Below are 24953 nucleotides of genomic sequence, written 5' to 3'. Positions count from 1 at the left end.
AGAATATATCAAAAAATTTGACTTGCTAGGCTCAAGTCTTACAATACGCCTTTTAGATTTTTAGTATTACCCTGCTTATGTCGAACGATCAAATTGAAGCGCAAGTTGTAGAGTTAGACAATTTGCATGAGCACCGTGAAATTGTGACATATATGCGTAGAACGATGCCGCTAAATACCTCACAACGTACTGCGCTTGAACAACATCACGATTTAATTTTGGAATACCCAGTTGGTGACTTACGCCAGCATTTTGAACATCCTGAACATCCATTAACTGTAGAAATTGGTTTTGGTATGGGCCGTTCATTGGTACTTATGGCAAAAGCCTTTCCTGAACGTAATTTCATTGGGATTGAAGTACATATTCCAGGGATTGCGCAATGCGTATATGAGGCAAGTGTCGCAGAAGTTAAAAATTTACGTGTTTTAGATGCAGATGCAATTCAAGTATTACGTGAAATGCCAGACAACAGCATCAATACGATTCAACTTTACTTCCCTGATCCTTGGCAAAAGAAACGTCATTTTAAACGTCGTTTTGTTTCGCATGACCGTATGCCACTGGTTGAAGAAAAACTTGAAATCGGTGGAACTTTTCATGCTGCAACAGACTGGGAACCGTATGCAGAATGGATGCTTGACGTTTTAGACAATCGTCCACGTTTAGAGAACCTAGCAGGTAAAGGGAATAGCTACCCTCGCCCTGAATGGCGTCCACAAACTAAATTTGAGCGCCGTGGTATAGAAGCTGGACATAAGATTAATGACTTTCTTTTCAAGAAAATTAATTAATTTAAATAGCAATTGATTATAGTTTTGATTAAGAGGTAAGTATTTGATATTTATCTCTTTTTTATTTAAAATGTGATCAAAATAAAAGTGAGCTACTTGAACTTTAACCTGCAAATCACATAGACAATAATAATCCTGACTCAACAAATTCTCTAATCATTTCATTCAAAACACTTCACGTATTTCTACACTTCAGTTATAACGATTTAAACACTTTGCTAAAATTAGTAAATGATGAATAGAAACTATTTTATATTCAGAATTAAGCGCTTAATGTGAATAATAACTTTAAAGTCTGCGCATCATTTTGAATCTTGGTTTGCATAAACTCTGCATAAACTGATAATTTTTCGTAAATATGTTCTGAATAAAACATGTCTTCAATCAAGTTTTTGGCATCTTTCAATTGATATAAACCTGATAAATAAAGCAGTTGCGCATTTATTTCTGCAAATTGGTTCGATAATGAATGATGTAAATCATCCTTACTTTTGAAGAGTAATTTTTGCATTTTCAATTGTTGGATATCTAAATCTTGCTTTTTTGTTTGAATAATAAGAATTTGTACATTTAAAAAGTGCTCTATTTCAATAATATTTTTGAGTTGAACAGACTGATCTGTAATTAAAAAAACAGTTGAAACCTCTGCATTTGTCAGTGCCTTGATGAGTTGTAGATAAATAAAATCTACATCATTAAATCCATCATTGCTAAAATCTAAAAACAAATTCAAACTTTCTAAAACAGTCTCTTGCTTAAGGTTTAACGTTTTTTCAACTTGATAAAATGGTTGTAGGATGTGTTGAATTTGGGCTGTAAGTGGGGTCATATAAATTGTTGTTTTATTTAAATTTGCTAAAACAAATACGGAAAATAGATAAGCTAAACTCATGTCATTTTCTGTAATCGTAGTCTGAATAATAGCGTGATTCTTTTGTTTCGAAAAATCACGTAAAACTTTGGCTCTGAGCAAAGTCGCTTCAATATTCACAAAATATTGATCCAAGCGATTAATCACAGTCTCAGAACATTCTTTTTCGGTCAAAATGTTGTTAAGCGCATTTAACTGAGTTGTAACAAACATTATCCCACCATTTATCAATTGTTCCTATCCACTATTTTGAGAATAAACAAGAGGTAAATGTAGCTACAAAAACCGATAAAAAAAATATAACAGATTGAGCCGAATTTATCTAATCTGTTATATTAAAATTTCATTTTTTCGGCTGTATTCTTCAATGTATAAATCTGAACAACTGGCGCATAGTCTTAAACAACTCATAGAAAATAGCACATGGAGAGCGCATGAAAAACTGCCCTCGCTACGCCAGCAAGCTGAGCAATCAGGTTTAAGTTTAATTACCGTGATGAATGCTTACCAAGAATTAGAAGCGCAAGGTTTAATTTATTCAAAAGCAAAATCTGGCTATTTTGTAGCAGAACAACACTCGACAAGGCTCAATCCTGTACTCGCTATCAATGACAAAATTGAAATTAACTCTATTGTTTTTAAATATTTAAAATCGCTGCAATCTGAATTTATTATTCCATTAGGCTCTGCATTTCCTAATAGCCAACTACTTTATTCGCCAAAACTCATTCAATCGCTCGGTCAATTGGCCAGACAACGCCGTAGTTATGAGCAGACACCCAGTTTACCACCTGGTAATTATGCACTCAGGAAAATCATAGCTCAACGCTATGCCATGCAAGGTATTCCAACTGATCCTTCTGATATCGTCATCACTTCAGGTGGCTTAGATGCCTTAAATCTGTCGCTGCAAGCCTTAACACAAACAGGCGATTACATTTTACTGCAACAAACCATTTTTTACGGCGCATGGCAAGCTGCTGAACGGCTCGGGCTAAAAGTAATTACCATACCTGAGCATCCTGAACATGGGATTGATTTGGCAGCATTTGAACAAGCGATTTTAAAATATCCAATCAAAGTTTGTTTGCTGATGTTAAATAGTCACAATCCAATTGGTTTTACAGTCAGTGATGAAATTAAACTCAAAATTGCTAAGTTACTGAATCAATATCAAATTTATTTAATCGAAGATGATGTCTATGAAGAACTTTATTATGATCAAAAAAAACCACTGTCCATGAAATATTTTGATCAACAAAATTGGGTTTTACATTGTTCATCATTTTCAAAAACACTTGGCGCTGGTTTCCGAATAGGATGGGTTTATGCAGGTAAATTTTCTGAAAATATTCAGCATATTCAGTTAATGAGTACACTTTCGGTCAATCCGTTTATTCAAAATGCCTTAGTTGAATATCTTTCACATCGGCATTATGAAAAACATTTAAAAACATTACGCTCTACATTACAACGCTATAAAAAACAGTATTTTAACTATTTTAAAAGTCATTTACCTGAGCAATGTAAAACAATTTATTATCCTTCAGGTTATTTCCTTTGGATTGAATTACCTGAATATATGGATAGTGAACTGATTTACCAACAACTTTTACAGCACAATATTAGTGTTGCTCCCAGTAATCTGTTTAATATTACCAATCAGCAAAATCATTTTATCCGCATAAATTGCTCTTTTGAAATGAATGAAAAAATACAAAATGCTTTGGACAAATTAATCGAAATTGTGAAAATCAACATCAATCAATGAGAATAGTTTTTATAACAGATTTTATATTAACAGTTAATCTGTTATAGTTTTTTTCTAATATTTTGTATCTAGTGAATTGGGGATTTTCACCACATAATTCTACTATATTAAGCATAAAGAGATTTTATGATGAACGATGATAAACGCCCTAAAAAACCACAATATGCGGATAGTTCTATTTCTGACAAAGCTTTCAAACGCATGATTCTATGGTTTTTTGTTTATTGCGCGCTATTTTGTATTGGCGTAGTTGTCACTATTGGTTTAGATCACGCTGCAATTAACTAATTGAATACACTCACAGTTATTACTGTGAGTGTCGTTTCAAAATCTGCTGACTCAATATTTGATAAACCGCTTTTAAATCTTCTCGATCTGTATCATTTAACATCTGTTGGTGCATATTTAAAATATTATGATCGCCTCGGATCGCAGGCCCCGTCTGCACAAGCTCAGGATCATTCTGGGTGACTTTATTGGCAGTTTCAACGATCAGTGGATAAAGCAAACTAAAATCGACTTGTTTAGCATCAACCACTTGCTTCGCCATATCATAGCAATAATTGCTAAAATTACATGCAAATATAGCTGCCAAATGTAAACTTAGACGTTGTTCAGAATTATATTGATAAACTCGATGACTTAGGCTATTTGCAAGAATTGTCAAACTCTCCAAATCCTCTGCTTGCACCGCTTCTACAAATAACGGTGTATTTACCCAATCCACTGCTCTTCCTATACTAAAGGTCTGCAATGGATAAAATACCCCAGACTTTTCATGTGATTGAGTCAATACACTTAAATTTGTACTTCCAGACGTATGCACAATAAAAACACCTTGGAGATAAGGGCTGATACTTTCAATAACTTCTGCAATTGATTGATCACTCACAGCAACAATAACTAAATCGACTTGTGCGTTTAATTGAGAATACTCTGAAATCGCTTCAGCATTTAGCTGAATAGCTAATGTCTTTGCATGTGCTAAATGGCGACTAAATATTTGAATAATTTGATGTTGTTCGCACAATGCACTTGCTAAATGTGTTGCAACTCGCCCAGCACCAATAAAACTAATACGCATAAGATATTCAAACTCTTTAAATTCCATTACAACATGCCAATCAAAAAAGGACGAATCAATTCGTCCCTCTCATAAAATCACTAAATTTAATGCATCTTAGATTTAGTTAAATAGATTATTCAAATAAACGCTACGTTCAGCTGTACGTTTATTAAAACATTTACTGTATTCCATATCTTTGTTCTGTTGGCGCATTGCATCATCCCAATAGTTATACTGACTTTGGTAAGTTTCACGCTCATTTTCACTAATTTGACCAACATATTTTTGTGAAATCACCCTACAATCTACATCACGTTTTTCAAACCATTCTGACTGATCCTGCTGAAGCTGTGCTTTTTGCTCATCTGTCAACTTGTCCCATGCTTGGTTTAAACGATCAACTTGTTTTAATTTATCATCATCTAATTCTTTCTTGCGAATATCCATCGCTTTTTGTGCGAGCTCAGTTTGCTCAGCATTTTCAATTTGAGATGATTGTTCACTCTCTTTTATTTTTTTATTTTCGGCAACATAGGCAGCATATTGAACCGCCTTAGTCGCAACAAAGACCACACCATTGACTACAGCTTCTTGATTAAGAACATCTAAAGTTAAACCTTCTTTATCTGTTTTGACAATGTTGTAGTTAAACTTTCCTTTCAGCTGATCATTATTTAAAACCAGTTTAGACTCAGTTGCTTCAATATATTCACGTAAAGATTGATAACTGCCTTCACCTTCACCTTCACACCCCTCATCGTGACAATTACTACTATTTTCGCTATAGGCATTTTCAGCACGTTGTTGCAAACCCTTTGGAAATTGCACAACCAACTGACTTTCACATTCTAACTGATTAGTTTTAGATGGATCTTCAGTGATTGTTCTGACATTTTTTATTTCAAATTTCAGACCATTATTGATTTTTTGCAATAAAGCTTGATCCGCCTCATAGCCTGAATTTGCCAAACCACTACTCACTGTTTGTAAATACTGATCTTTAAGATATTTTTGAATTTGATCAATATTGGTTGGATTCGTACAACTCCATTCAGAAAGAGCTGAACTAGATTCTTCTTTTTTCTTTTTAAAGAAGTCACACCCAGAAAGCAGTAAAGTTGCAGATATTGCGCTAATTAATGTGAGTTTATTCATTATACAAACCATTTTGTCTTTGTTTTGTGAAAAATTAAATCAAAGTATTATTTTGAATATGCGTAGTCTAACTAAAAAACCCCGACATAATCGAGGGTTTTTAGTTAACTTTTATATTTTTAATCAAAACTCATTTGATTGATTCTGTTAATTTGACACTGCAAATTCAATTCGACGATTCTTGAATTGCCCCTCTTTGGTTGAGTTATCTGCAATTGGGTTGTCTTGGCCATGTCCTTCAGCAGTCAATTGCGATGGAGTTGCACCTTTTTCTATTAAATAGACCACTACAGACTTGGCACGTTTTTCAGATAAATTTTTGTTTAAATCTTCATTCCCTACATTATCTGTAAAACCTTTTACCACCAATTTTGCATCAGGAAGTTGTTTCAGTAAAATTGCAGCTTTATCAAGAATGACTTTATTGCTATCTGGAATATGTGCAGAACCCGTCGCAAAATTAATGACTTGTAAATTCAATGCCGAAACAACATCATCCACATTGGCTTTATCTGTTTTAATATTTGAAAGTGCTTGATTTGCTTGCGTATTACTTGTATCGACACTTACCATTGAATTCCCAGAAGTACCTGCAGTTTGATTTGCTGTTACTTGTAAATTTGGCACTAAACCTTTAATTTCATCTGCAAATTTTTGTGCATGCGCTAAATTAGGTGCAGAAATAGTCAATTGATTATCAATCCAAGCAACTGAAGCATTTGGGATGCCTTTAATTTTTGTTAAAACATGATCAAGTGCATTTTGATCTGTTAAGTCGCCTGCATAAGCTGCATTGACCACAGATTGACATTGATCTGCTTGATTAAAAATTGCTGCAACACTAGATTTAAGTTTATCCAATAAACTTTGGCTACTAGATGAAGCCTGACAATTACTCAGTTTTCCTTCTGCATCTGTCGCAATGTGTAATTCAGCAGCTTGTAACTCGACTGCAGGTTGCGTTGCGTTATCGGTAGATATTGCACCAGAAGCGACAGGTGTTTTATTACTACATTGCTTAAGGAACAGTGCCGCAAGCGCAGCAAGAACTAACAATGCAATAATTGGCCACAACCAATTACTTTTTTTCGGTTCTGGATCAATCGCGGCTTGCGTAGTTCGTGGTGGTGTAACGACTGGTTGAACCGCAGAAGAAGCTGCAGCTTGCGAGCCAAAGCCTAGGCCAGCAACACTCAGACCAAGCATAGAAAAAAAGCCTGTCGCCCATGCAGGTAAAGCAGCTTCGATATTTCCCCACTGAGATTTAATAAAATTAAAAAGGACATTTTTATCATCTGAACCAGCTTGATCTGCCAGTAAAGATAAAGCTGGAGTAATTGAGTGATTCAATGTTTTTTCAATTTCATGGCTAGGTGCATCCCCACCGACCAGCCCAATAAATTTACTCACAGATTCGAAATGATTGCTAAAAACATCACCCAAACGTGGATTTAGGTTTTGCTGTAAAGTTTGAATGAGCTCAGGTTTAGATTTTAATATGGTTAATAGAATAGGATAAAAAGCACTTAAAGCGCCGATTTTTTCATCCTGAAAATGATTGTCACCCTGTAATACCTTCGATGTCACTTGATCTTTTAACAATTCAATAATATTCATCTACTCAACACTCCTGTGTCATTTTTGTTTTGTAATATGAAAATAATCATTTATTGGCGAATTTTTATTCTAATTATTTCAAGGTGAGATTTATAAGAGTTTTTTGTAGCCAATTTTTTATTACTTATCGTTAAGTTTTTACTAGAAATAAAAAAAGCCAGCCTAAGCTGACTTAAAAAAATAGATTAAAAATGCAGTCTAAGCTATGAAAGTTTGAATTACTTTTCCATAAACTTTTTGATTGATTAAAGGTGTGTTCTTGCCTTGAGAAATAATGCTTTCTTTATTTACAGTCCACTCCAGTTTGGGATCAACCAAAATCCAACCCGATTCTTGGCTCCAACGCTCCACCATATTGGCCACTTTTGCAGGAGCAAGAGTGACTTTTTCAACCCATTCTAAAGGCTCAAATAAACCCTCTGTTACCAATTTCACACCAAAAGATACATAAGTATCAAAAGCACTGATCCCTGGTAAAGTTTCTGCAAATGGAGCAAGTTTTGCAGAACTACTTAATGGCTCATGATGGGTGCAAATTGAGTCAATAACGCCATCTTTCACACCCTGACGTAGCAATTCTTTATCTTTTTCAGCACGTAATGGAGGACGAACATGCGCTAAAGAATTAAATCCATCAATCAATTGCTCAGTTAAATGCAATTGATGCATTGCCACATCCGCAGTCACAGCCAAACCTTTGTCTTTGGCAATTTTAATTAACTCTACAGATGCACCAGCTGAAATTAATCCAAAATGGGCTTTAACACCTGTCACTTCTACCATTAACAAATATTTAGCAATCGCAATAGTTTCTGCAATCACTGGGATCATTGGTAAGCCTTGACGTGATGCAATAAAGCCTTCATGTACACAACCATCTTTGGCAATTTGATATTCTTCTGGATAGAACACCACTGTCAGGTCTAAACCTGCTGCATATTCAAGTGTACGAATAGTGACATCATCATTTTCAAAAGTAGCATAAGCATTTGAAACGGCAGTACATCCACCTTTTTTCAATCCTGCCATATTGGATGGCTGTTTACCCTTTAAACCTTGAGTTTGCGCACCGATAACATGCAAATAGATTCCACCATCAACCATGGCTTTCTCTACAAGCCCATGAATAAGCGCACCATTATCTTGTACAATTGGCTTTGAATCTGGTGGTGTAATGACATGTAAAATACCATTATCACGTGCAGCCTTACCTTCAGACTTTAGCGTTCCATGTTGTTGCTGACCGGGTTCACGTAAGCGTGCACATAAGTCAACCATGGTCGGCATTAACCATTTACCTTGACCATCAATAGTTTCGGCAATATCTGTTGATGCTTCTACAAATTTACCATTTTCAAGATAAACCGTTTCAATGCTGTCTGTTTTATTAATTGGGTCTAAGAGACGTACATTTTCAATTTTTACAATACTCATGACTTTTATCCCGTCCCTAAACTGCAATCGCTTCTAACAAACCTTTTTCTTGTAGTTGACCTTGCATTGCCAAAGCCAATACCGCCATACGTACCGCAATACCATTGGTCACTTGATGCAAAATCACAGATTGCGCACCATCTGCAATACTTGAATCAATCTCTACACCACGATTCATTGGTCCTGGGTGCATGACGATACAATCAGGTTTTGCCATAGCAAGGCGTTCTTTATTCAAACCATACATTTTGTAGAATTCGGCTTGTGATGAAAGTGCTGGAGAATCAATACGTTCATTTTGAATACGTAAAGTAATAATCACATCGCAATCTTTAATCCCTTGTTCCATGTTATTGAACAAGCGCACACCTTCGCCAAACTCACTAAAGCCGTAAGGTAATAATGTATTCGGTGCAATCACACGAATATCTTTACAACCTAAAGTTTGCAAAGCTGCAATATCAGAACGTGCTACACGAGAATGCTTAATATCGCCAATAATGGCTAAGCTAATGTCTTCGAATTTTTTCTTGGTTTCACGACGGATGGTTAACATATCCAACATCGCTTGCGTTGGATGAGCATGGCGACCATCGCCTGCATTAATAATTGCCACATGTGGACAAACAGTTTCTGCAATAAAATGCGCAGAACCCGATGAAGAATGACGTACGACAAATATATCTGCCGCCATCGCCTCAAGGTTCCAAAGCGTATCTCGCAGTGTTTCCCCTTTTGAAGTACTTGAACGAGCAATATCAATATTTAAAACATTTGCCGATAAACGTTTTGCAGCAGCTTCGAATGTTGTTCTGGTACGTGTTGAATTTTCAAAAAATAAATTCATCACTGTACGACCTTCCAATAGAGGTGTCGTAATCAGTTGGTTTTGATCATTAATAAAAGAATGAGCTGTATCGAGAATTTTGGTGAGGGTTTCTTTAGAAAGACCATCGATGGTGAGGAAATGTTTTAAATTACCATCTTTATTGAGTTGAATCTGACTCGGTTTATGCAATGCCGCCAAGTGCATGAGAGATTCCTGAGGTGCTAAGTTAACGTATTATACAGAAATGTTTTGGCTTTGGCAGATGAAGTTTTGGACAACAGTTGTATAAAATACATTTTTTTAAATATTTGTATTGCTACGAGTCACATTTCAGATTTAGACAGCAATATACTTAAAACAAATAGCGATCTTCCGATCAAATATTCGCTATAAGTATTTCCAAACCGACTATTTAATATTTTGAAAATTCGTTGATCATAATCTAAAGGTATTTTTGAATTGCTTTAATCAATCAAATGAACAAAACAATTCATATTGGATAAATTGTAAAACACACTCAATGAGAGTCTGCAATATCTATTAAACAAAGCATTCAAAGCCTTAACGCTAAACATGGGATGCAACAAAGAACCAAAATTATCGTAATGCACCAATATAGTGATGTGATACCTGTGCTTGGTAGATTTCTTCTTCTGTTGCACAGGAAATATTCTCGGACTGATCTTCTTCAACATCAAGGATTTCAACAGATTCTATTGTCTCTTCTGCTTGATTTGGAGATTCAATATCTAATAAGTATTTTAAACGTAAAGCTTGACGGTTTAATTCAGAGTCTTGAATGACTAATGATAAATCAACAATATACTGTGCATAGGCTTTATTTTCCACGAGATACATAACATCAATCACTCGCCCAGTAACACGTCGTAAACGAGCCAATATCAATGTTCCAATAGAAAAAGCATCGGCATGTGCAATAAATCCAAAACTATTTACTGATTGCATAAAAATCCCCTCATTAATCAATTTAAAATTCAAATATAATTTGGGTCAAAATGCTGACCTTTATGGAGAGTAATTAAGCAATTTGTGTACCAATTTTAGCTATTGTTGAGCTCATTGATAGAAATTTAAAACTAAGGGTCGCATCCCAAAAATATGTTTTAACCCAGGATGAATAACACAGCTGAAAGCGATTAAATCCATATGGCTCAATAAAATGGATATTAATAATAAAAATGATCATCAGAAAATTTAAGCTCTTGACGATCTTGGACATTTTTATTGACTATTTCTTTAATATAAATAATCGACGGCATTTCAAACAATTATTTTTAATTTTATGAGCAATTTAAGACAATTCTCTAAAAAAAAACTATTCCGCCTTCAAACCGCAAGTTTTCATGCTCAAAATACGTTAAAATATTCTATTGCTTTACTGTCTTTGGAAATTGTTCATGAATTCGAAACCACGTCTTTCTACATATTGGGTCACCTGTGCGGATGGACTAGAAACCTTACTACAAGAAGAAATTGAAGGTTTAGGTGTTCAAAATATCGAACGATTCCCTGGGCGATTAATTTTTAAAGGTAAACTTGAAGATGCTTACCGCATTTGCATGTGGTCACGTTTAGCCTCACGTGTGCTTACCCCTATTCACACCCATGCACTTGATTTTACCCATGATGCCCGTGATGTCGCAGAAGAACTTTACGAAGGTGCAATAAACTTTGATTGGTCGCTTATTTTTGCACCACAAAGTACATTTGCCATCCGCTTACATGCGGAACGCGACATTATGGTCAATACGCAATTTGCAACACTTCGCACCAAAGATGGTGTGGTAGATTCCTTTATGGAAGCTGTAGGTCGCCGCCCAAATGTTGATACGAAACAACCTGAAATTACACTTTATGTATTGGCAGGAAAAACTGAGCATACCTATTTCTTAGATTTGTCTGGTGATTCGTTGCATAAACGTGGCTATCGTCGTTATATGACCGATGCACCGATTAAAGAAAATCTTGCTGCTGCAATTCTACAAAAAGCTAAATTAAAAGATCGTAATCTAGATATTTTCCTCGACCCAATGTGTGGTTCAGGGACATTCATCATTGAATCGTTAATGATTTTAACGGATCGTGCGCCTGGTTTAGTTCGTCGTTTTGGTTTCAATGGTTGGAATGGTCACGACCATGACCTTTGGATGTCAATTAAAGTAGAAGCTGAAGATCGTCATCAAGCAGCAATGCAAAATGATTTACCGCAATTCTATGCTTATGATGCAGATTGGGAAGCGGTAAAAGCCACCAAGCAAAATATTATCGCTGCAGGTTTCGAATCTTTACTTGATCATATTCAAATTGAAGAACGTACCATGGCTGATTGGCCAAACTTTGAAGCTGAAGGCAAAACTGCTTTTATCGTAACGAATCCACCTTATGGCGAACGTTTAGGTGAAAAAGCTTCAAATAAAGCACTCTATTTAGGTTTATCTGGATTATTACAAAAGAATTTTCCTAACCAATATGCAGCAGTGATTGCATCGCAAATTGAACAAGCCGACGTTATGGCATTTAACAATCCACAAACTGTACGTTTGATGAATGGTAAATTGCCAATTTATATTCGCTTGGGTGAAATCAAGCCAACAGCGGTTATAAAACCATTCTTAGAAAATTGGCAACCACAGCAATTTGAAGCAATTGAAGGCGCAGAAGACTTTGCCAATCGTTTGCAAAAAAATATGCAAAGCTTAAAAAAATGGGCTGTGAAAGAAGGCATCCATTGCTTACGTCTATATGATGCAGATCTACCAGACTTTAACGTTGCTGTTGATTTATACGGTGAACGCTTACATGTCCAAGAATATGCACCACCAAAAATAATTGATCCTGAAAAAGCAAAAAAACGTTTTAATTTAGCTTTGGCTGCAATTCGTGCAGTAACTGGTTTAGGACGTGATGCTATTTTCATTAAGACCAGAGCTCGCCAAGAAGGTAAAACCCAATATGAGAAGCAAAGTACGGCTTCTAAGCGTTTTATTGTTCAGGAAGGTAAAGCAAAACTCTTAATCAATTTAACAGATTATTTAGACACAGGTTTATTCTTAGATCACCGTCAAATGCGTTTACGTATTGCAGCGGAAGCAAAAGGAAAACACTTCCTTAATCTATATAGCTACACCTCCACTGCAAGCGTACATGCTGCACTCGGTGGTGCTGCAAGTACAACAAGTGTCGATCTATCAAATACTTATCTAAACTGGTCTAAAGAAAACTTTGTGTTGAATGGCTTAACTGTAGACCATGCAGATCAGCAACATCAATTTTTCTCAAGTGATTGTTTTGAATGGTTAAAAGAAGGTCATGAACAATATGACTTGATCTTTATTGACCCACCAACATTCTCAAACTCTAAAAAGTTCCATGGTACTTTCGACGTTCAACGTGATCATAACTCTCTATTAAAACGTGCGATGAACCGTCTAACCACTGAGGGTACTTTATACTTCTCGAACAACTATCGTGGTTTTGAGATGGATGAAGAAGTTCAAGCGATGTTTAATGTGCAAGAAATTACCAGTGAAACCATTGGTTTAGATTTCAAACGTAATCTAAAAATTCATAAAGCTTGGATTATCCAACATCACCCAGTTTAAATAGTCTAATTAAAGACTATTTAAAGCCCACACCGTCAATTTCATGACCGATATAGATCGTTATCCGATCTGCGGTCGTGACTCTGACGTCATGGCGTTGATATGGATTATAACCAACTTCTATTAATCTAAATTTATCATAAGGTTTTAAGTATTTATCTGATGGCTTATTAGCGTCAGGATCTTTTTTCTGCCATTCAAAATCAGTCAATACTGTCGTATAAATTTCATCTTTTTTTGCTTTATCGGCTTGTTCTTTGGCAACTTCCCCATGCATCTTATTTTGCTCATCTACAGGTTGCTGTGCATCTTGCTTCACTGCATTAATAATAATTGGAGAAAGCTTTGCTAAACCAACATATTGTTCAGCCAAACTATTATCATCTAATGAATTTTTTGCTGCTAGATTAGATGAACTCAATGTCATCAACATCAGACAAAGTATTTTTAAATAATCTGATTTTTCCATATCATTGATCATCTTGACTCACCTTACGTTTTTTTATTATTCCTATATAAAAATTAACAATTTTTAATGCTTGTTGCAATAAATTGATTAAAAAACCCGACAATAGGTATTATGTAAAAATATTGTAAATAGAATTGAACATTTATTTTTAAATGTAGTTAAACAAAAAAGCCAACTGTCTGACGACAATTGGCTTTTTTAATGTTTAGATAATGAAAGACTTTATTTGAATGGATTAACTCAATTTCAATTTACCAAAATTCAGCCGACCATCTTCAGCACTGACTAAGATAGTATCTCCGGCAATAAAATCTCCTGCCAGAATTTTCTGAGCCAATGGATTTTCAATCTGCTGTTGGATCGCACGTTTTAAAGGACGCGCACCATAAACAGGATCAAAACCAGCATCAATCAGAATATCAAAAGCTTCATCATCCACTTTCAATCCGATGTCACGTTCACTTAAACGAGAACGTAAACGATCTAACTGAATATCGGCAATACCACGAATCTGAGATTTTTTCAGTGAGTGGAATACCACCAATTCATCAATACGATTAATGAATTCTGGACGGAAATGCTGTGATACGGCATTTAGAACCGTTGCACGAACATCCTCATCACTTGCACCCTCACCCAACTCACGTACATCTATCGAACCCAAGTTCGAAGTCATTACAATTACGGTATTTTTAAAGTCAATTAAGCGACCTTTCGAATCCGTTAAACGACCATCATCCAACACTTGCAGTAAGATGTTAAATACATCTGGATGTGCTTTCTCAACTTCGTCAAATAACACAATGCTGTATGGTTTACGGCGTACGGCTTCTGTTAAAACACCGCCTTCTTCATATCCAACATAGCCTGGAGGTGCACCAACCAAGCGACTCACAGAGTGTTTCTCCATAAACTCGGACATGTCGATACGAATAATCGCATCATCACTGTCAAATAAGAAATTACCCAGTGCTTTGGTCAGCTCAGTTTTACCAACACCTGTAGGTCCAAGGAATAAGAATGAACCACTTGGACGGTTCGGATCGGACAAGCCTGCACGCGAACGACGTACTGCGTTAGATACTGCAACGACAGCTTCATCCTGACCAACAACACGGTTATGTAAAAAACTCTCCATATTCAATAGTTTTTCACGTTCACCTTGCAGCATTTTCGATACAGGAATCCCTGTTGCAGCACTCACCACTTCTGCAATTTCATTTTCAGTGACTTTGGTACGAATCAGTTTTGGCTCTTCATTCACTTCCGCAACTTCTTCTTCATTCAAGCGTTTTTGCAGCTCTGGAATCACACCATATTGCAAACGACTTGCTTCTGCCAAATCACCTTCACGCTGCGCTTTTTCAAAGGCTGTACGCGCTTTATCAAGTTCAATCTGAGCTTGATTTGTACCATCAACTAAGCGTTTTTCGGCAATCCAAACCTCTTCTAAATCACTGTATTCTCTTTCAACTTCTGCAATTTGCTTTTCAAGATGTTCAACTTCAGCTTTAGAAACTGAATCCTCATCTTTTTTCACTGCCTCCAACTGCATTTTCAATTGAATTAAGCGGCGATCCAAACGATCAAGCGGCTCTGGTTTAGAGTCGATTTCCATTTTAATACGTGATGCAGCCTCATCAATTAAATCAATTGCTTTGTCAGGCAATTGACGATCGGTGATGTAACGATGTGACATTTTCGCTGCTGCAATAATCGCAGAATCCAAAATTTGCACACCATGATGCGTCGCATATTTGTCTTTTAAGCCACGTAAAATCGCAATGGTATCTTCAACACTCGGTTCATCGACCAATACTTTCTGGAAACGACGTTCCAAAGCAGCATCTTTTTCAATGAACTGACGATACTCATCTAAAGTGGTTGCACCTACACAGCGCAACTCACCACGTGCCAATGCAGGTTTCAACATATTACCTGCATCCATTGCACCATCGCCTTTACCTGCGCCTACAAGCGTATGTAATTCGTCAATAAATAGGATGATTTCGCCATCATATTTTCCTAAATCTTTCAACACTGCTTTTAGACGTTCTTCAAATTCACCACGGTATTTTGCACCAGCAAGCAATGAACCCAAATCGAGCGATAAAACACGTTTACCTTTCAGACTCTCAGGGACTTCACCATTTACAATACGCTGTGCCAAACCTTCAACAATGGCAGTTTTACCCACACCTGGTTCACCAATTAACACAGGGTTATTTTTGGTACGGCGCGACAATACCTGAATGGTACGGCGAATTTCTTCATCACGACCAATGACAGGATCAAGCTTGCCTGACAATGCTCGTTCAGTCAGGTCAACAGTATATTTATTTAACGAATCACGTTGATCTTCATGATTATTCGCCATAACTTGCTCACCACCTCGAATATTTTCAATTGCTTTACGCAGTTTGTCAGTTGTAACACCAACGCCTGTTAATAATGTTTTTGTTGCACCTGTTTCAGCAAGCGCCAGAATTACCCAATCTGTTGATAAAAACTCATCACCTGCTTTTTGTGCATAACTGTCTGCTAAATTCAGTGCACGGACAGCTTCAGGGTTGAGGTTAATATCACCTGTTGGTGTACCAATTTTTGCTGCATCGTTAATCGCTTTTTGCAGTTTTGCTTTTAGCTCAGGTAAATTTGCACCTGACTGTTGTAATAAACTTAAATTAGAAGGTTCTTCCAACAGTGCAGATAAAATATGAATACCTTCAATGGCGGTATTATCATTACCCATTGCCAAAGATTGTGCATCTGATAAAGCTTGCTGTAAACGGTTCGTAAATTTTTCAAATCGCATTATTGTTATTCCTCACAACATATTATGTACTTGAATAATAAATGGGAATGCTTTTTCGGATTTCAAGGGATGATGGTGAAATTATTTTATATATTTTTCAAAAACTTAATAAAAATACTCAGCATACATATCAGTATTAATATGCGTCCTTATTCATGTATTTTCAAGTCAGTTTTCTGCAAATATAATCCGTTTGTACTTTGAAGCGTTTGTCGCTGTACTCGATTTCTTTCATCAATCCATTTTATTTCTCTAACACCTCACATAGTGTGAAAAGTAAAACAAATAAACAATCATGAACAAATCTCTTATTTAGGATAAAGGTGATTCAAATATTTGAAAATAAGAACAATGTTGAATTTAAGTAAATCATTATCAATCTTAATTACAATGACTGTTCTGAATAATTGTGGTTATTAATCAATTTTCACGTAGTTGATTCTAATAATTTTATAAATTTCAAATATGGGTCTAGAACCAACTAGAAAAAATAACTTAAAATCAATTAATTAGTATACTTAAAAATACAGTACTTATATTTATTTTAAGAAGTGGGGATTTTTTATCGAAAATAATGGGTTATTTTGAATTTGCGCAATACGCTTATTATCTTGGTAAACTTTTGAAAAATTCACCAAGATTTTAATTAGGCGATAATTTTCTACACTTGCGATTTCGTCGCTGAACTTTGTGAAACAGCACTATTTGCAGGAACACTTTGAGTAATCCAGACATTACCACCAATAATTGCGCCCTGTCCGATAGTAATACGTCCAAGAATTGTTGCTCCTGCATAAATCACCACATTGTCCTCGACGATTGGATGGCGTGCATATTCTTTTTGCAAACGACCAGAATCATCGACCTCAAAGCGCTTCGCACCTAATGTCACTGCCTGATAAATACGGACATTTTTACCAATAATACAGGTTTCACCAATCACCACACCTGTTCCATGATCAATAAAGAAACCTTGATCAACCTGCGCTCCAGGATGAATATCAATCCCTGTTTTAGAATGTGCAATTTCTGCAATTAAACGCGCCAATAACGACAAATCTTTTTTATAAAATTCATGTGCGATACGGTGGTAAATAATCGCCAATATCCCCGGATAACATAACAAAACTTCGTCAACGCTTCGTGCAGCAGGATCGCCATCATAGGCAGCGATCACATCTGTATCTAAAATACGGCGAATATCGGGGAGTTTTTGTGCAAATTCACTGACAGTACTCTGTGCAAGCACGTCTATAACATCTATATTTTCATGATGTTTTTTATACTTATAATCATAGGTTAAATTAAGCTTCACCTGCTCCTGTAATGCATATAAGGTCTTTTCAAGCGTATGAGCAATATAGAAATTTTCACTTTGCTGACGTAAATCATGTGGTCCTAAACGCATTGGGAATAGAACACCACATAAATCATTCATAATTTTTTTGATTTCTTCTTTGGACGGCAATTCACGCCCACCAAAATCTTTAAGACTTTTTTGCTGTGTTCGCCATTCATTACGAGCTTGCTGTAATTCTGTGACGATATTTTGAATGTTCCATTGGGTCATTGGTGTGCCTGCAATTTATGTCTTTATCATTATCTAAATAATTGAATTTTTTCACTTATGGATAATCAAGTTTCAACCGATTAACCTGTAAATAATTAAACCTCTTTTATCAATCTAGCTCTCTCCCCATACTCAACGAGAAGAAGAAAGATATAAATAATGACGAAAGAAGCTTATGTGCGACGAATAATCAAACACATTTTGGATTCATTATTCAATTCTTCTGCGTAAATAGTATTTTATTAGCTCACTATTAGATAAACATTCTTCATATATTGATATATCAAAATATAATTAAGTTTTATTTCACAAATAAGAATAAGTAATTCAATTTTTATTAATTTATAGAATATATAAAATCATTATAGTTGTTATCAATAGATCTGATACACAGAACAATCGGGAATGTAAATTCTCGAATTTGATGAAAGGCAATCGTAATGAATAGTTTAAACCAGCAACATTTTACTGAATTAAATACGGCTCAAATCCAAGAGATCTTTGAACAAGCAAAACAACGTGTCGAAGATCATTATTTAGAATTTACAGGTACAGTTTTACCACATGAAGCTTGGTCTTTATTTCAAGCAGGTTTAGTCGAAATTGTTGATGTTCGAACCAATGAAGAGCGTAAATTTGTTGGCTATGTTAAGGAAACTATTCATATTCCTTGGGCAACAGGTACTGCCTTAAATCGTAATCCTCGCTTTGCCAAAGAGTTAGAAAGCAAAGTTGGGAAAGATAAAATCATCCTTCTACTCTGCCGCAGTGGTAAGCGTTCTGCTGCTGCTGCAAATGTCGCATTCAATGCTGGCTTTGAAAATATCTACAATATTGAGCAAGGTTTTGAAGGTGACATCGATGAAAATGAGCATCGTGGTTCATTTAATGGCTGGCGTTTTCATAATTTGCCGTGGGTTCAAGAATAAACCCTTATTTTTTGAATAAGCTTAGTAGTTTCATTCACAATCATTCAGTTTTACAGCACTTTAAAATAGAAGTGATTGTGTAATAAAACTTTCTAATCGTCATCTTACTCATGTAGGATTTGGAACCAAATATAAGACAATATTTTCATCATTTTTATAACAAGGAGCTGTAAAAACTCTCAGATTCGCCATTCAAAATAACGCATAACGTAATGAACTCAATTAACTGATAAATAGGATTCTTCATGGCAAAACACCAAGAGACACCACGCCAAGCATTAAATGATCAAGCTGCTCGTCAGCTCGCAAATGCCACAAAAACAGTTCCCCAGCTTTCGACTATTACCCCACGTTGGCTCACACATTTATTACAATGGACACCTGTAGAAGCGGGTATTTACCGTGTAAATAAAGTCAGTAATACCGATGATATTCAAGTGGCTTGTACTCAACGCGATGAAGCAACATTACCTCAAACCTTTGTTGATTATGAAGTTAATCCTCGTGAATATTTTTTAAATGGTGTTTCTACTGTATTAGATATTCATACACGTGTGTCTGATTTATACAGCAGCCCACATGATCAAATCAAAGAACAACTCCGCTTAACCATCGAGACCATCAAAGAACGACAAGAAAGTGAATTGATCAATAATCCAGAATACGGTTTATTGGCAAGTGTTGCAGATGATCAGCGTATTTCGACCTTGACAGGTGCGCCAACGCCAGATGATTTAGATGACTTGTTGCGTAAAGTTTGGAAAGAACCAGGGTTTTTCTTAGCACATCCAGATGCAATTGCTGCTTTTGGTCGTGAATGTACACGTCGTGGTGTTCCACCTCCAACAGTCAGCTTGTTCGGTTCGCAGTTTATTACTTGGCGTGGTATTCCACTGATTCCGTCAAATAAAATCCCAGTAGAAGATGGTAAAACTAAAATCATCCTGCTTCGCGTAGGTGAAAAACGTCAAGGTGTTGTTGGTCTATTCCAACCAGGTCTTGCGGGTGAACAAGCACCGGGCTTGTCTGTACGTTTTATGGGCATCAACCGTAATGCAATCGCATCTTATTTGATTTCACTCTATTGCTCTCTTGCTGTACTGACAGACGATGCGCTTGCTGTGCTAGAAGATGTGGAGGTAGACAAGTACCATGACTATCCAACAACTTACAAGTAATCAACCCACTGCAGATATTTCTTCGAGTGCACCTGATGCACCGATCAGTGAATCTGTGATTGCACAGCTAGCTGCGGAATTTTTCTCGGCATTACCAAAGCAAAATCCACAAGGTTTTAACTTTGATTTACCTAGCCATCAACCACAGCCAAAAGACCCGATTGCTGCATTATCAGGTCGAATCCCCGCGATTGTGGAACAGGCAAACTTAAATCCAAATTCAACACAACATTTTATTGAGCCAACAGCTGACCATCCTGAGCGTAGAATTTTATCTTCTGCGCCGATTCTCGGTGGTGCGAATACGCCTGATCCGTTAGCAGCAACACATGGTTTAGATTTGTCTTTTGCACCAAGCGCACTAACAAATTTATTACCACAGCAATCTACACCTGCAAATGTGCCTGCTGCGACACCAAGCAATGCATCGTCGAATTACTACTTTTTGGATTTGCCACAGCCTGAAGCTGTGAGTCATCAAACAGTAAATACAAATTCTGCGCAAGTCGATGTATTGAAAAACCCGTATGCTTTTGACAATTTTCATGTGACGGATGACCATCAATTACGTGGTATATTGCAAGATCGTAATGACAAACCTGCTACAACAGAATCTGGTTATTATTTTCTACAATCTCCAACTATTGAAACTGTTCGCCCACATTCTGATTTTCAAATCCCAACGACAGCACAAAATTATCAACCGATTGATATTTTGCAAATTCGTAAAGATTTTCCAATCTTGCAAGAACGTGTCAATGGTAAGCAATTGGTTTGGTTAGACAATGCAGCAACAACGCATAAACCTAAAGCTGTGATTGATCGTATTTCATATTTTTATGAACATGAAAATTCGAACATTCACCGTGCAGCGCATGAACTTGCAGCACGTGCCAGTGATGCTTATGAACATGCACGTGATGTGGTAGCTCATTTTATTGGTGCGCCTGCAGCAAAAAATATTGTCTTTGTTCGTGGTACGACTGAAGGCATTAACTTGATTGCAAAATCATGGGGCAAGCAAAATATTCAAGCAGGCGATGAAATCATCGTTTCGCACCTTGAACATCATGCCAATATTGTCCCATGGTTCCAACTGACCCAAGAAGCTGGTGCGAAATTACGTGTAATCCCTGTGGATGATACAGGTCAAATTCAAATTGAGGAATTTGTAAAACTGCTTAATCCTCGAACTAAACTTGTTTCAATCACTCAGGTATCTAATGCTTTAGGTACAGTGACACCAACTCAAGAAATCATTGCCCTTGCACATGCTGCAGGTGTACGTGTTTTAATTGATGGTGCGCAGTCTGTTTCGCACATGCCAACTAATGTGACAGCATTAGACGCTGACTTCTTTGTGTTCTCTGGGCATAAAGTCTTCGGTCCTACAGGTATTGGTGCAGTTTATGCCAAATCTGAATTACTCGACACCATGCCTGTTTGGGAAGGTGGCGGTAATATGATTCAAGACGTAACTTTTGAAAATGTGATTTACCAACCTGCACCGAATAAATTTGAAGCAGGTACAGGAAATATCGCAGATGCAGTCGGTCTGGGTGCTGCGCTAGAATATGTAGAAAGTATTGGTATCCATAATATTGCACGTTATGAACATGACTTGCTTGAATATGGTCAACATGCACTACAAAGCGTTTCAGGCTTGCGTTTAATTGGTACTGCTTTGAACAAAGCCAGTGTGATGTCATTTACATTGGCAGGTTATGAAACTGAAGAAGTGGGTAAAGTTTTGAATCAATATGGGATTGCAGTTCGTACAGGGCATCATTGTGCTCAACCGATCTTGCGCCGTTTTGGTGTAGAACGCACTGTACGCCCGTCTTTGGCGTTTTATAACACCACTGAGGAAATCGACCTACTGGTTTCAGTACTGCATCAATTACGCCATGCCAAACCTTATAAGTCGTGATATTGATTATTTATTGATAGATACAATCACATGCTTAATTTATTAGGCATGTGAACACTAATCAATTTCTTTTTTTATTTTAAATCGTTTTTAAATATCCATCCCAATTTGCTGGGTGCTAATTTGCCTACATTTCCCGAAAACTGTGACGAGTTAACTACTCAGATCAAGCAGAAGGCTAATGACTAAATCTAAATTTTTGATATTAGGCTCTGCCATGTCAGTCATCATCATAACTATGAATATAATCTATTGTGCTTCAATCGAATAACATCAGTTAATCAAATATATCTTTTATTCGATATCCATGAAAATCTCAACATTGCTTAGGCTATTTCAACCGACTTATCAATAGTCAGATGCTTATCGCCATAGATCACTCATTAACAAACTTCATATTGCGAAAGATTGAATAAAAACAGCATACTGACCAAAATCATCAATAATTTAAGCTTATGTTTTCAATAAAAAACTTATTCATTCTTTGTGGTTTACTCACTATGACACAAGTATATGGCTTACCTCAAGATTCACGCCGTGCTGGCGGTATTGCTGTGATTACCCTCCCGAAAACGATCCTCAATGTTCGTTATCAAGGTAGACCCTTACTGATCGAAACAGGTGTCAACTCAGTTAACCACGTTATTTTTGGCATTCCACTTTCAGCATCTGTGGGAACTTTACAGCTACAGAGTTCCAATGGTCCCATTGATATAGAAGTCAAACCGTATAAATATGCTGAACAACGATTAACTGTGAAAAATGATGACTACGTCAATCCAAAGCAAGAACAACTTGATCGTTATGCAATAGAAGCCAAAGAACAAAATGATATTTATGCTTCATTTACCGCTTCTCAATGGGAAAAATTTCCACAATTCATTCGCCCCACTGCGGGAAAATTCAGTAACTCTTTTGGTCGTAAACGTTTCTTTAATGGTGAAGAGCGAGCACCACACTCAGGTTTAGATATTCCTGCACCTGTCGGTCAAAAAGTCATAGCTCCTGCTGCGGGAACAGTAGTTGCAACGGGCAATTACTTCTTTAATGGCAATACAGTCATGATTGATCATGGACAAGGCCTAATCAGTATGTTCTGCCATTTGAGTAAAATTAATGTGCAAAAGGGTGAAATGCTTACTCAAGGACAATTGTTAGGTTTAGTTGGAAAAACTGGACGTGTTACAGGCCCTCATTTACATTGGGGTATGAGCCTGAATAATGCCCGTATAGATCCACAACTATTCTTATCACCCTAGTTTTGACATATAAATAATTGAGTTAATTTAAAAAATTATTCAAAATTGAGAATTTCTCACCTAAATACACATTTTGTAATACTTTATTTGATATTTAATTATGTCTACTCAGTCATATTTAATTTTGGTGATAAATGATAAAAAAAAGCCAATAAATTTATTGGCTTTTTAATCGAATATTTAACTTATTCAACACTAATAATTTCAAAATCGTGCGTGATTTCAACACCACCATCTGACAGCATTTTACTTGCAGAACAATACTTTTCAGCTGAAAGTTCAACAGCTTTGGCAACTTGCTTTTCTTTTATATCACGTCCAGTAACAACAAAATGTAAGTGAATTTTTGTAAAAACAGCGGGTATAGAATCTGCTCTGTCTGCCTTTAGTTTACAAACAACACCTGTCACATTTTGGCGTGATTTCTTTAAAATCGTCACGATATCAAACGAAGCACACCCACCAAGTCCCATTAATATGAGCTCCATAGGACGTGGACCACGGTTTTCACCACCATACTCAGCAGATCCATCCATCACAATTTGATGACCACTCTCTGATTTTGCTTCAAAAGCAACATTCTCTAACCAATGAACGCTAGTTTGCATTGCAACTACCTAAAAAAAGCTATAAATTTATGGGGTACCTGTACACTAGCATAAAATGAGTTGATAAGGAATTTCATCTCTACTGCTTCTACGTGACGAGTTCAATTTAGATCACAAAATCTAGTTATTATCCAATTCGGAATTTTTAAGCATGTCTTCTAATTTTGCACAACTTAGTACAGATGCTTTGTCTCCTGGTCAACTACCAGAATCAGTCAAAGCTTTGCTCAAAAGAGCCCACATCAATCGTTTTCCTAAGCGTTCAACGATTATCGATGCAGGTTCAGAGTCAAAATCTCTGTATCTAATTTTAAAAGGTTCGGTTTCTATTATTTTACGTGAAGATGATGATCGTGAAATTGTTGTGGCTTATTTGAACCCTGGGGATTTTTTTGGAGAAATGGGTTTATTTGAGCAAAACCCTCAACGTACTGCGGAAGTAAGAACCCGTGATGTATGTGAGATTGCTGAAATTTCTTATGACAACTTCCATGAAATAAGCAAACAATATCCTGACCTAAGTTATGCTGTATTTGCACAACTGGTACGTCGTTTAAAAAATACAACACGTAAAGTAACTGACCTTGCATTTATTGATGTATCTGGTCGTATCGCACGTTGTTTGATTGACCTTTCGACTCAACCTGAAGCAATGATTTTGCCTAATGGTCGTCAAATTCGTATTACGCGTCAAGAAATTGGACGTATCGTGGGTTGTTCACGTGAAATGGTTGGTCGTGTTCTGAAAACACTTGAAGAACAAGGCATGATCGAGACTGATGGTAAAGCAATCCTAATTTTTGATGTCTCTACAGAAGAACCAACTCTTTCTGAAGATGAATCAGACAATGAAGAATAAAATAATTTAAGCTGACCTGAAAATTAAGCTCACTAAAAATTATTTTAGAATAGAACATCGTAAAATTTTCACGCAGCTCAAAATATTCTTTAAAAGCAAACTTCCGAGTTTGCTTTTTTTGTTTTCAGTACGATGAAACATATCCAATTGCATATATCAATTTCCAATACACACTT

20 protein-coding genes are annotated in these 24953 nt (G+C 36.4%); 9 read left to right on the top strand and 11 right to left on the bottom strand.

All coding sequences use genetic code 11. The features are described 5' to 3' along the window. The first annotated feature begins 77 nt into the window (after positions 1 to 77). On the top strand, positions 78 to 794 hold the full coding sequence (gene trmB, locus ACG94X_RS03990; RefSeq protein WP_419382443.1) for a tRNA (guanosine(46)-N7)-methyltransferase TrmB: 717 nt from the start codon (positions 78 to 80) through the stop codon (positions 792 to 794). 262 nt (positions 795 to 1056) lie between these two features. Here the strand turns inward: trmB and ACG94X_RS03985 are convergent, their stop codons facing one another. Then, positions 1057 to 1878, bottom strand: a complete 822-nt coding sequence (locus ACG94X_RS03985; protein ID WP_419382442.1) for a hypothetical protein — start codon at positions 1876 to 1878, stop codon at positions 1057 to 1059. 154 nt (positions 1879 to 2032) lie between these two features. On the opposite strand from ACG94X_RS03985, the gene ACG94X_RS03980 reads away from it, so the two are divergent. Then, the gene (locus ACG94X_RS03980) at positions 2033 to 3436 is read left to right on the top strand and encodes an aminotransferase-like domain-containing protein (RefSeq protein ID WP_419382441.1); all 1404 of its coding nucleotides are present in this window, start codon (positions 2033 to 2035) and stop codon (positions 3434 to 3436) included. A 129-nt stretch (positions 3437 to 3565) separates the two neighbouring features. After that, positions 3566 to 3724, top strand: coding sequence for a hypothetical protein (locus ACG94X_RS03975; protein ID WP_419382440.1), 159 nt, complete (start codon positions 3566 to 3568; stop codon positions 3722 to 3724). 19 nt (positions 3725 to 3743) lie between these two features. On the opposite strand, the gene ACG94X_RS03970 is transcribed toward ACG94X_RS03975, so the two are convergent. From ACG94X_RS03970 to ACG94X_RS03945, 6 genes are all read right to left on the bottom strand, one after another. Beyond that, entirely contained in the window at positions 3744 to 4520 is a 777-nt protein-coding gene (locus ACG94X_RS03970; RefSeq protein ID WP_419382575.1) for a Rossmann-like and DUF2520 domain-containing protein, read from the bottom strand. A gap of 102 nt (positions 4521 to 4622) precedes the next feature. Further along, positions 4623 to 5657: a DUF1311 domain-containing protein gene (locus tag ACG94X_RS03965; protein WP_419382439.1), complete on the bottom strand. Its 1035-nt coding sequence runs from the start codon at positions 5655 to 5657 to the stop codon at positions 4623 to 4625. A 147-nt stretch (positions 5658 to 5804) separates the two neighbouring features. Beyond that, a complete protein-coding gene (locus ACG94X_RS03960) occupies positions 5805 to 7274 on the bottom strand; it encodes an OmpA family protein (RefSeq protein ID WP_419382438.1) in 1470 nt (489 codons plus the stop codon). Between the two features lie 198 nt (positions 7275 to 7472). Further along, the gene (locus tag ACG94X_RS03955; protein WP_419382437.1) at positions 7473 to 8708 is read right to left on the bottom strand and encodes a dihydroorotase; all 1236 of its coding nucleotides are present in this window, start codon (positions 8706 to 8708) and stop codon (positions 7473 to 7475) included. 16 nt (positions 8709 to 8724) lie between these two features. Continuing rightward, a complete protein-coding gene (locus tag ACG94X_RS03950) occupies positions 8725 to 9741 on the bottom strand; it encodes an aspartate carbamoyltransferase catalytic subunit (protein ID WP_419382436.1) in 1017 nt (338 codons plus the stop codon). Positions 9742 to 10134: 393 nt separating this feature from the next. Then, positions 10135 to 10503: a hypothetical protein gene (locus ACG94X_RS03945; protein ID WP_419382435.1), complete on the bottom strand. Its 369-nt coding sequence runs from the start codon at positions 10501 to 10503 to the stop codon at positions 10135 to 10137. Between the two features lie 452 nt (positions 10504 to 10955). Here ACG94X_RS03945 and rlmKL point away from each other — a divergent pair, with 452 nt between their 5' ends. Further along, positions 10956 to 13160 carry a bifunctional 23S rRNA (guanine(2069)-N(7))-methyltransferase RlmK/23S rRNA (guanine(2445)-N(2))-methyltransferase RlmL gene (rlmKL, locus tag ACG94X_RS03940; protein ID WP_419382434.1) on the top strand — a complete coding sequence of 735 codons (2205 nt, stop codon included), beginning with the start codon at positions 10956 to 10958 and terminating at the stop codon, positions 13158 to 13160. 16 nt (positions 13161 to 13176) lie between these two features. Here the strand turns inward: rlmKL and ACG94X_RS03935 are convergent, their stop codons facing one another. The 3 genes from ACG94X_RS03935 to epsC all read right to left on the bottom strand — a co-directional run bounded on the left by ACG94X_RS03935 (position 13177) and on the right by epsC (position 18014). After that, entirely contained in the window at positions 13177 to 13641 is a 465-nt protein-coding gene (locus tag ACG94X_RS03935; RefSeq protein ID WP_419382433.1) for a hypothetical protein, read from the bottom strand. 223 nt (positions 13642 to 13864) lie between these two features. After that, the gene (clpB, locus tag ACG94X_RS03930) at positions 13865 to 16444 is read right to left on the bottom strand and encodes an ATP-dependent chaperone ClpB (protein WP_419382432.1); all 2580 of its coding nucleotides are present in this window, start codon (positions 16442 to 16444) and stop codon (positions 13865 to 13867) included. A 661-nt stretch (positions 16445 to 17105) separates the two neighbouring features. After that, entirely contained in the window at positions 17106 to 18014 is a 909-nt protein-coding gene (epsC, locus tag ACG94X_RS03925) for a serine O-acetyltransferase EpsC (RefSeq protein WP_419382431.1), read from the bottom strand. 440 nt (positions 18015 to 18454) lie between these two features. Here epsC and ACG94X_RS03920 point away from each other — a divergent pair, with 440 nt between their 5' ends. From ACG94X_RS03920 to ACG94X_RS03905, 4 genes are all read left to right on the top strand, one after another. Continuing rightward, complete coding sequence (locus tag ACG94X_RS03920) at positions 18455 to 18943, top strand: rhodanese-like domain-containing protein (RefSeq protein ID WP_419382430.1); 489 nt, start codon at positions 18455 to 18457, stop codon at positions 18941 to 18943. Positions 18944 to 19188: 245 nt separating this feature from the next. Next, positions 19189 to 20121 (top strand): family 2A encapsulin nanocompartment shell protein, encoded by a 933-nt coding sequence (locus ACG94X_RS03915; protein ID WP_419382429.1) that lies wholly within the window; start codon positions 19189 to 19191, stop codon positions 20119 to 20121. After that, positions 20096 to 22051 carry a family 2A encapsulin nanocompartment cargo protein cysteine desulfurase gene (locus ACG94X_RS03910; RefSeq protein WP_419382428.1) on the top strand — a complete coding sequence of 652 codons (1956 nt, stop codon included), beginning with the start codon at positions 20096 to 20098 and terminating at the stop codon, positions 22049 to 22051. Before ACG94X_RS03915 ends, ACG94X_RS03910 begins: the two co-directional genes overlap by 26 nt. Before the next feature lie 455 nt (positions 22052 to 22506). Beyond that, positions 22507 to 23310 (top strand): M23 family metallopeptidase, encoded by an 804-nt coding sequence (locus tag ACG94X_RS03905; protein WP_514131866.1) that lies wholly within the window; start codon positions 22507 to 22509, stop codon positions 23308 to 23310. Positions 23311 to 23495: 185 nt separating this feature from the next. On the opposite strand, the gene ACG94X_RS03900 is transcribed toward ACG94X_RS03905, so the two are convergent. Further along, positions 23496 to 23918, bottom strand: a complete 423-nt coding sequence (locus ACG94X_RS03900; RefSeq protein ID WP_419382426.1) for an OsmC family protein — start codon at positions 23916 to 23918, stop codon at positions 23496 to 23498. A gap of 151 nt (positions 23919 to 24069) precedes the next feature. Here ACG94X_RS03900 and crp point away from each other — a divergent pair, with 151 nt between their 5' ends. After that, a complete protein-coding gene (gene crp, locus ACG94X_RS03895; protein ID WP_419382425.1) occupies positions 24070 to 24777 on the top strand; it encodes a cAMP-activated global transcriptional regulator CRP in 708 nt (235 codons plus the stop codon). Positions 24778 to 24953: the final 176 nt, after the last annotated feature.

Source organism: Acinetobacter psychrotolerans (genome assembly GCF_048552595.1).
Classification (GTDB): domain Bacteria; phylum Pseudomonadota; class Gammaproteobacteria; order Pseudomonadales; family Moraxellaceae; genus Acinetobacter.
The sequence above is the reverse complement of the archived record's forward strand: the minus strand, read 5'-3'. Positions and strand labels throughout refer to the sequence as shown.

Bases quoted from the DNA above. Each gene is read 5' to 3' on its own strand.
- ACG94X_RS03905 (WP_514131866.1), top strand. From the start codon at position 22,507: ATGTTTTCAATAAAAAACTTATTCATTCTTTGTGGTTTACTCACTATG.
- clpB (WP_419382432.1), bottom strand. From the start codon at position 16,444: ATGCGATTTGAAAAATTTACGAACCGTTTACAGCAAGCTTTATCAGAT.
- crp (WP_419382425.1), top strand. From the start codon at position 24,070: ATGTCTTCTAATTTTGCACAACTTAGTACAGATGCTTTGTCTCCTGGT.
- rlmKL (WP_419382434.1), top strand. From the start codon at position 10,956: ATGAATTCGAAACCACGTCTTTCTACATATTGGGTCACCTGTGCGGAT.
- ACG94X_RS03975 (WP_419382440.1), top strand. From the start codon at position 3,566: ATGAACGATGATAAACGCCCTAAAAAACCACAATATGCGGATAGTTCT.
- ACG94X_RS03900 (WP_419382426.1), bottom strand. From the start codon at position 23,918: ATGCAAACTAGCGTTCATTGGTTAGAGAATGTTGCTTTTGAAGCAAAA.
- epsC (WP_419382431.1), bottom strand. From the start codon at position 18,014: ATGACCCAATGGAACATTCAAAATATCGTCACAGAATTACAGCAAGCT.
- ACG94X_RS03980 (WP_419382441.1), top strand. From the start codon at position 2,033: ATGTATAAATCTGAACAACTGGCGCATAGTCTTAAACAACTCATAGAA.
- ACG94X_RS03915 (WP_419382429.1), top strand. From the start codon at position 19,189: ATGGCAAAACACCAAGAGACACCACGCCAAGCATTAAATGATCAAGCT.
- ACG94X_RS03910 (WP_419382428.1), top strand. From the start codon at position 20,096: ATGACTATCCAACAACTTACAAGTAATCAACCCACTGCAGATATTTCT.
- ACG94X_RS03955 (WP_419382437.1), bottom strand. From the start codon at position 8,708: ATGAGTATTGTAAAAATTGAAAATGTACGTCTCTTAGACCCAATTAAT.
- ACG94X_RS03965 (WP_419382439.1), bottom strand. From the start codon at position 5,657: ATGAATAAACTCACATTAATTAGCGCAATATCTGCAACTTTACTGCTT.
- trmB (WP_419382443.1), top strand. From the start codon at position 78: ATGTCGAACGATCAAATTGAAGCGCAAGTTGTAGAGTTAGACAATTTG.
- ACG94X_RS03960 (WP_419382438.1), bottom strand. From the start codon at position 7,274: ATGAATATTATTGAATTGTTAAAAGATCAAGTGACATCGAAGGTATTA.
- ACG94X_RS03935 (WP_419382433.1), bottom strand. From the start codon at position 13,641: ATGATCAATGATATGGAAAAATCAGATTATTTAAAAATACTTTGTCTG.
- ACG94X_RS03985 (WP_419382442.1), bottom strand. From the start codon at position 1,878: ATGTTTGTTACAACTCAGTTAAATGCGCTTAACAACATTTTGACCGAA.
- ACG94X_RS03920 (WP_419382430.1), top strand. From the start codon at position 18,455: ATGAATAGTTTAAACCAGCAACATTTTACTGAATTAAATACGGCTCAA.
- ACG94X_RS03950 (WP_419382436.1), bottom strand. From the start codon at position 9,741: ATGCACTTGGCGGCATTGCATAAACCGAGTCAGATTCAACTCAATAAA.
- ACG94X_RS03945 (WP_419382435.1), bottom strand. From the start codon at position 10,503: ATGCAATCAGTAAATAGTTTTGGATTTATTGCACATGCCGATGCTTTT.
- ACG94X_RS03970 (WP_419382575.1), bottom strand. From the start codon at position 4,520: ATGCGTATTAGTTTTATTGGTGCTGGGCGAGTTGCAACACATTTAGCA.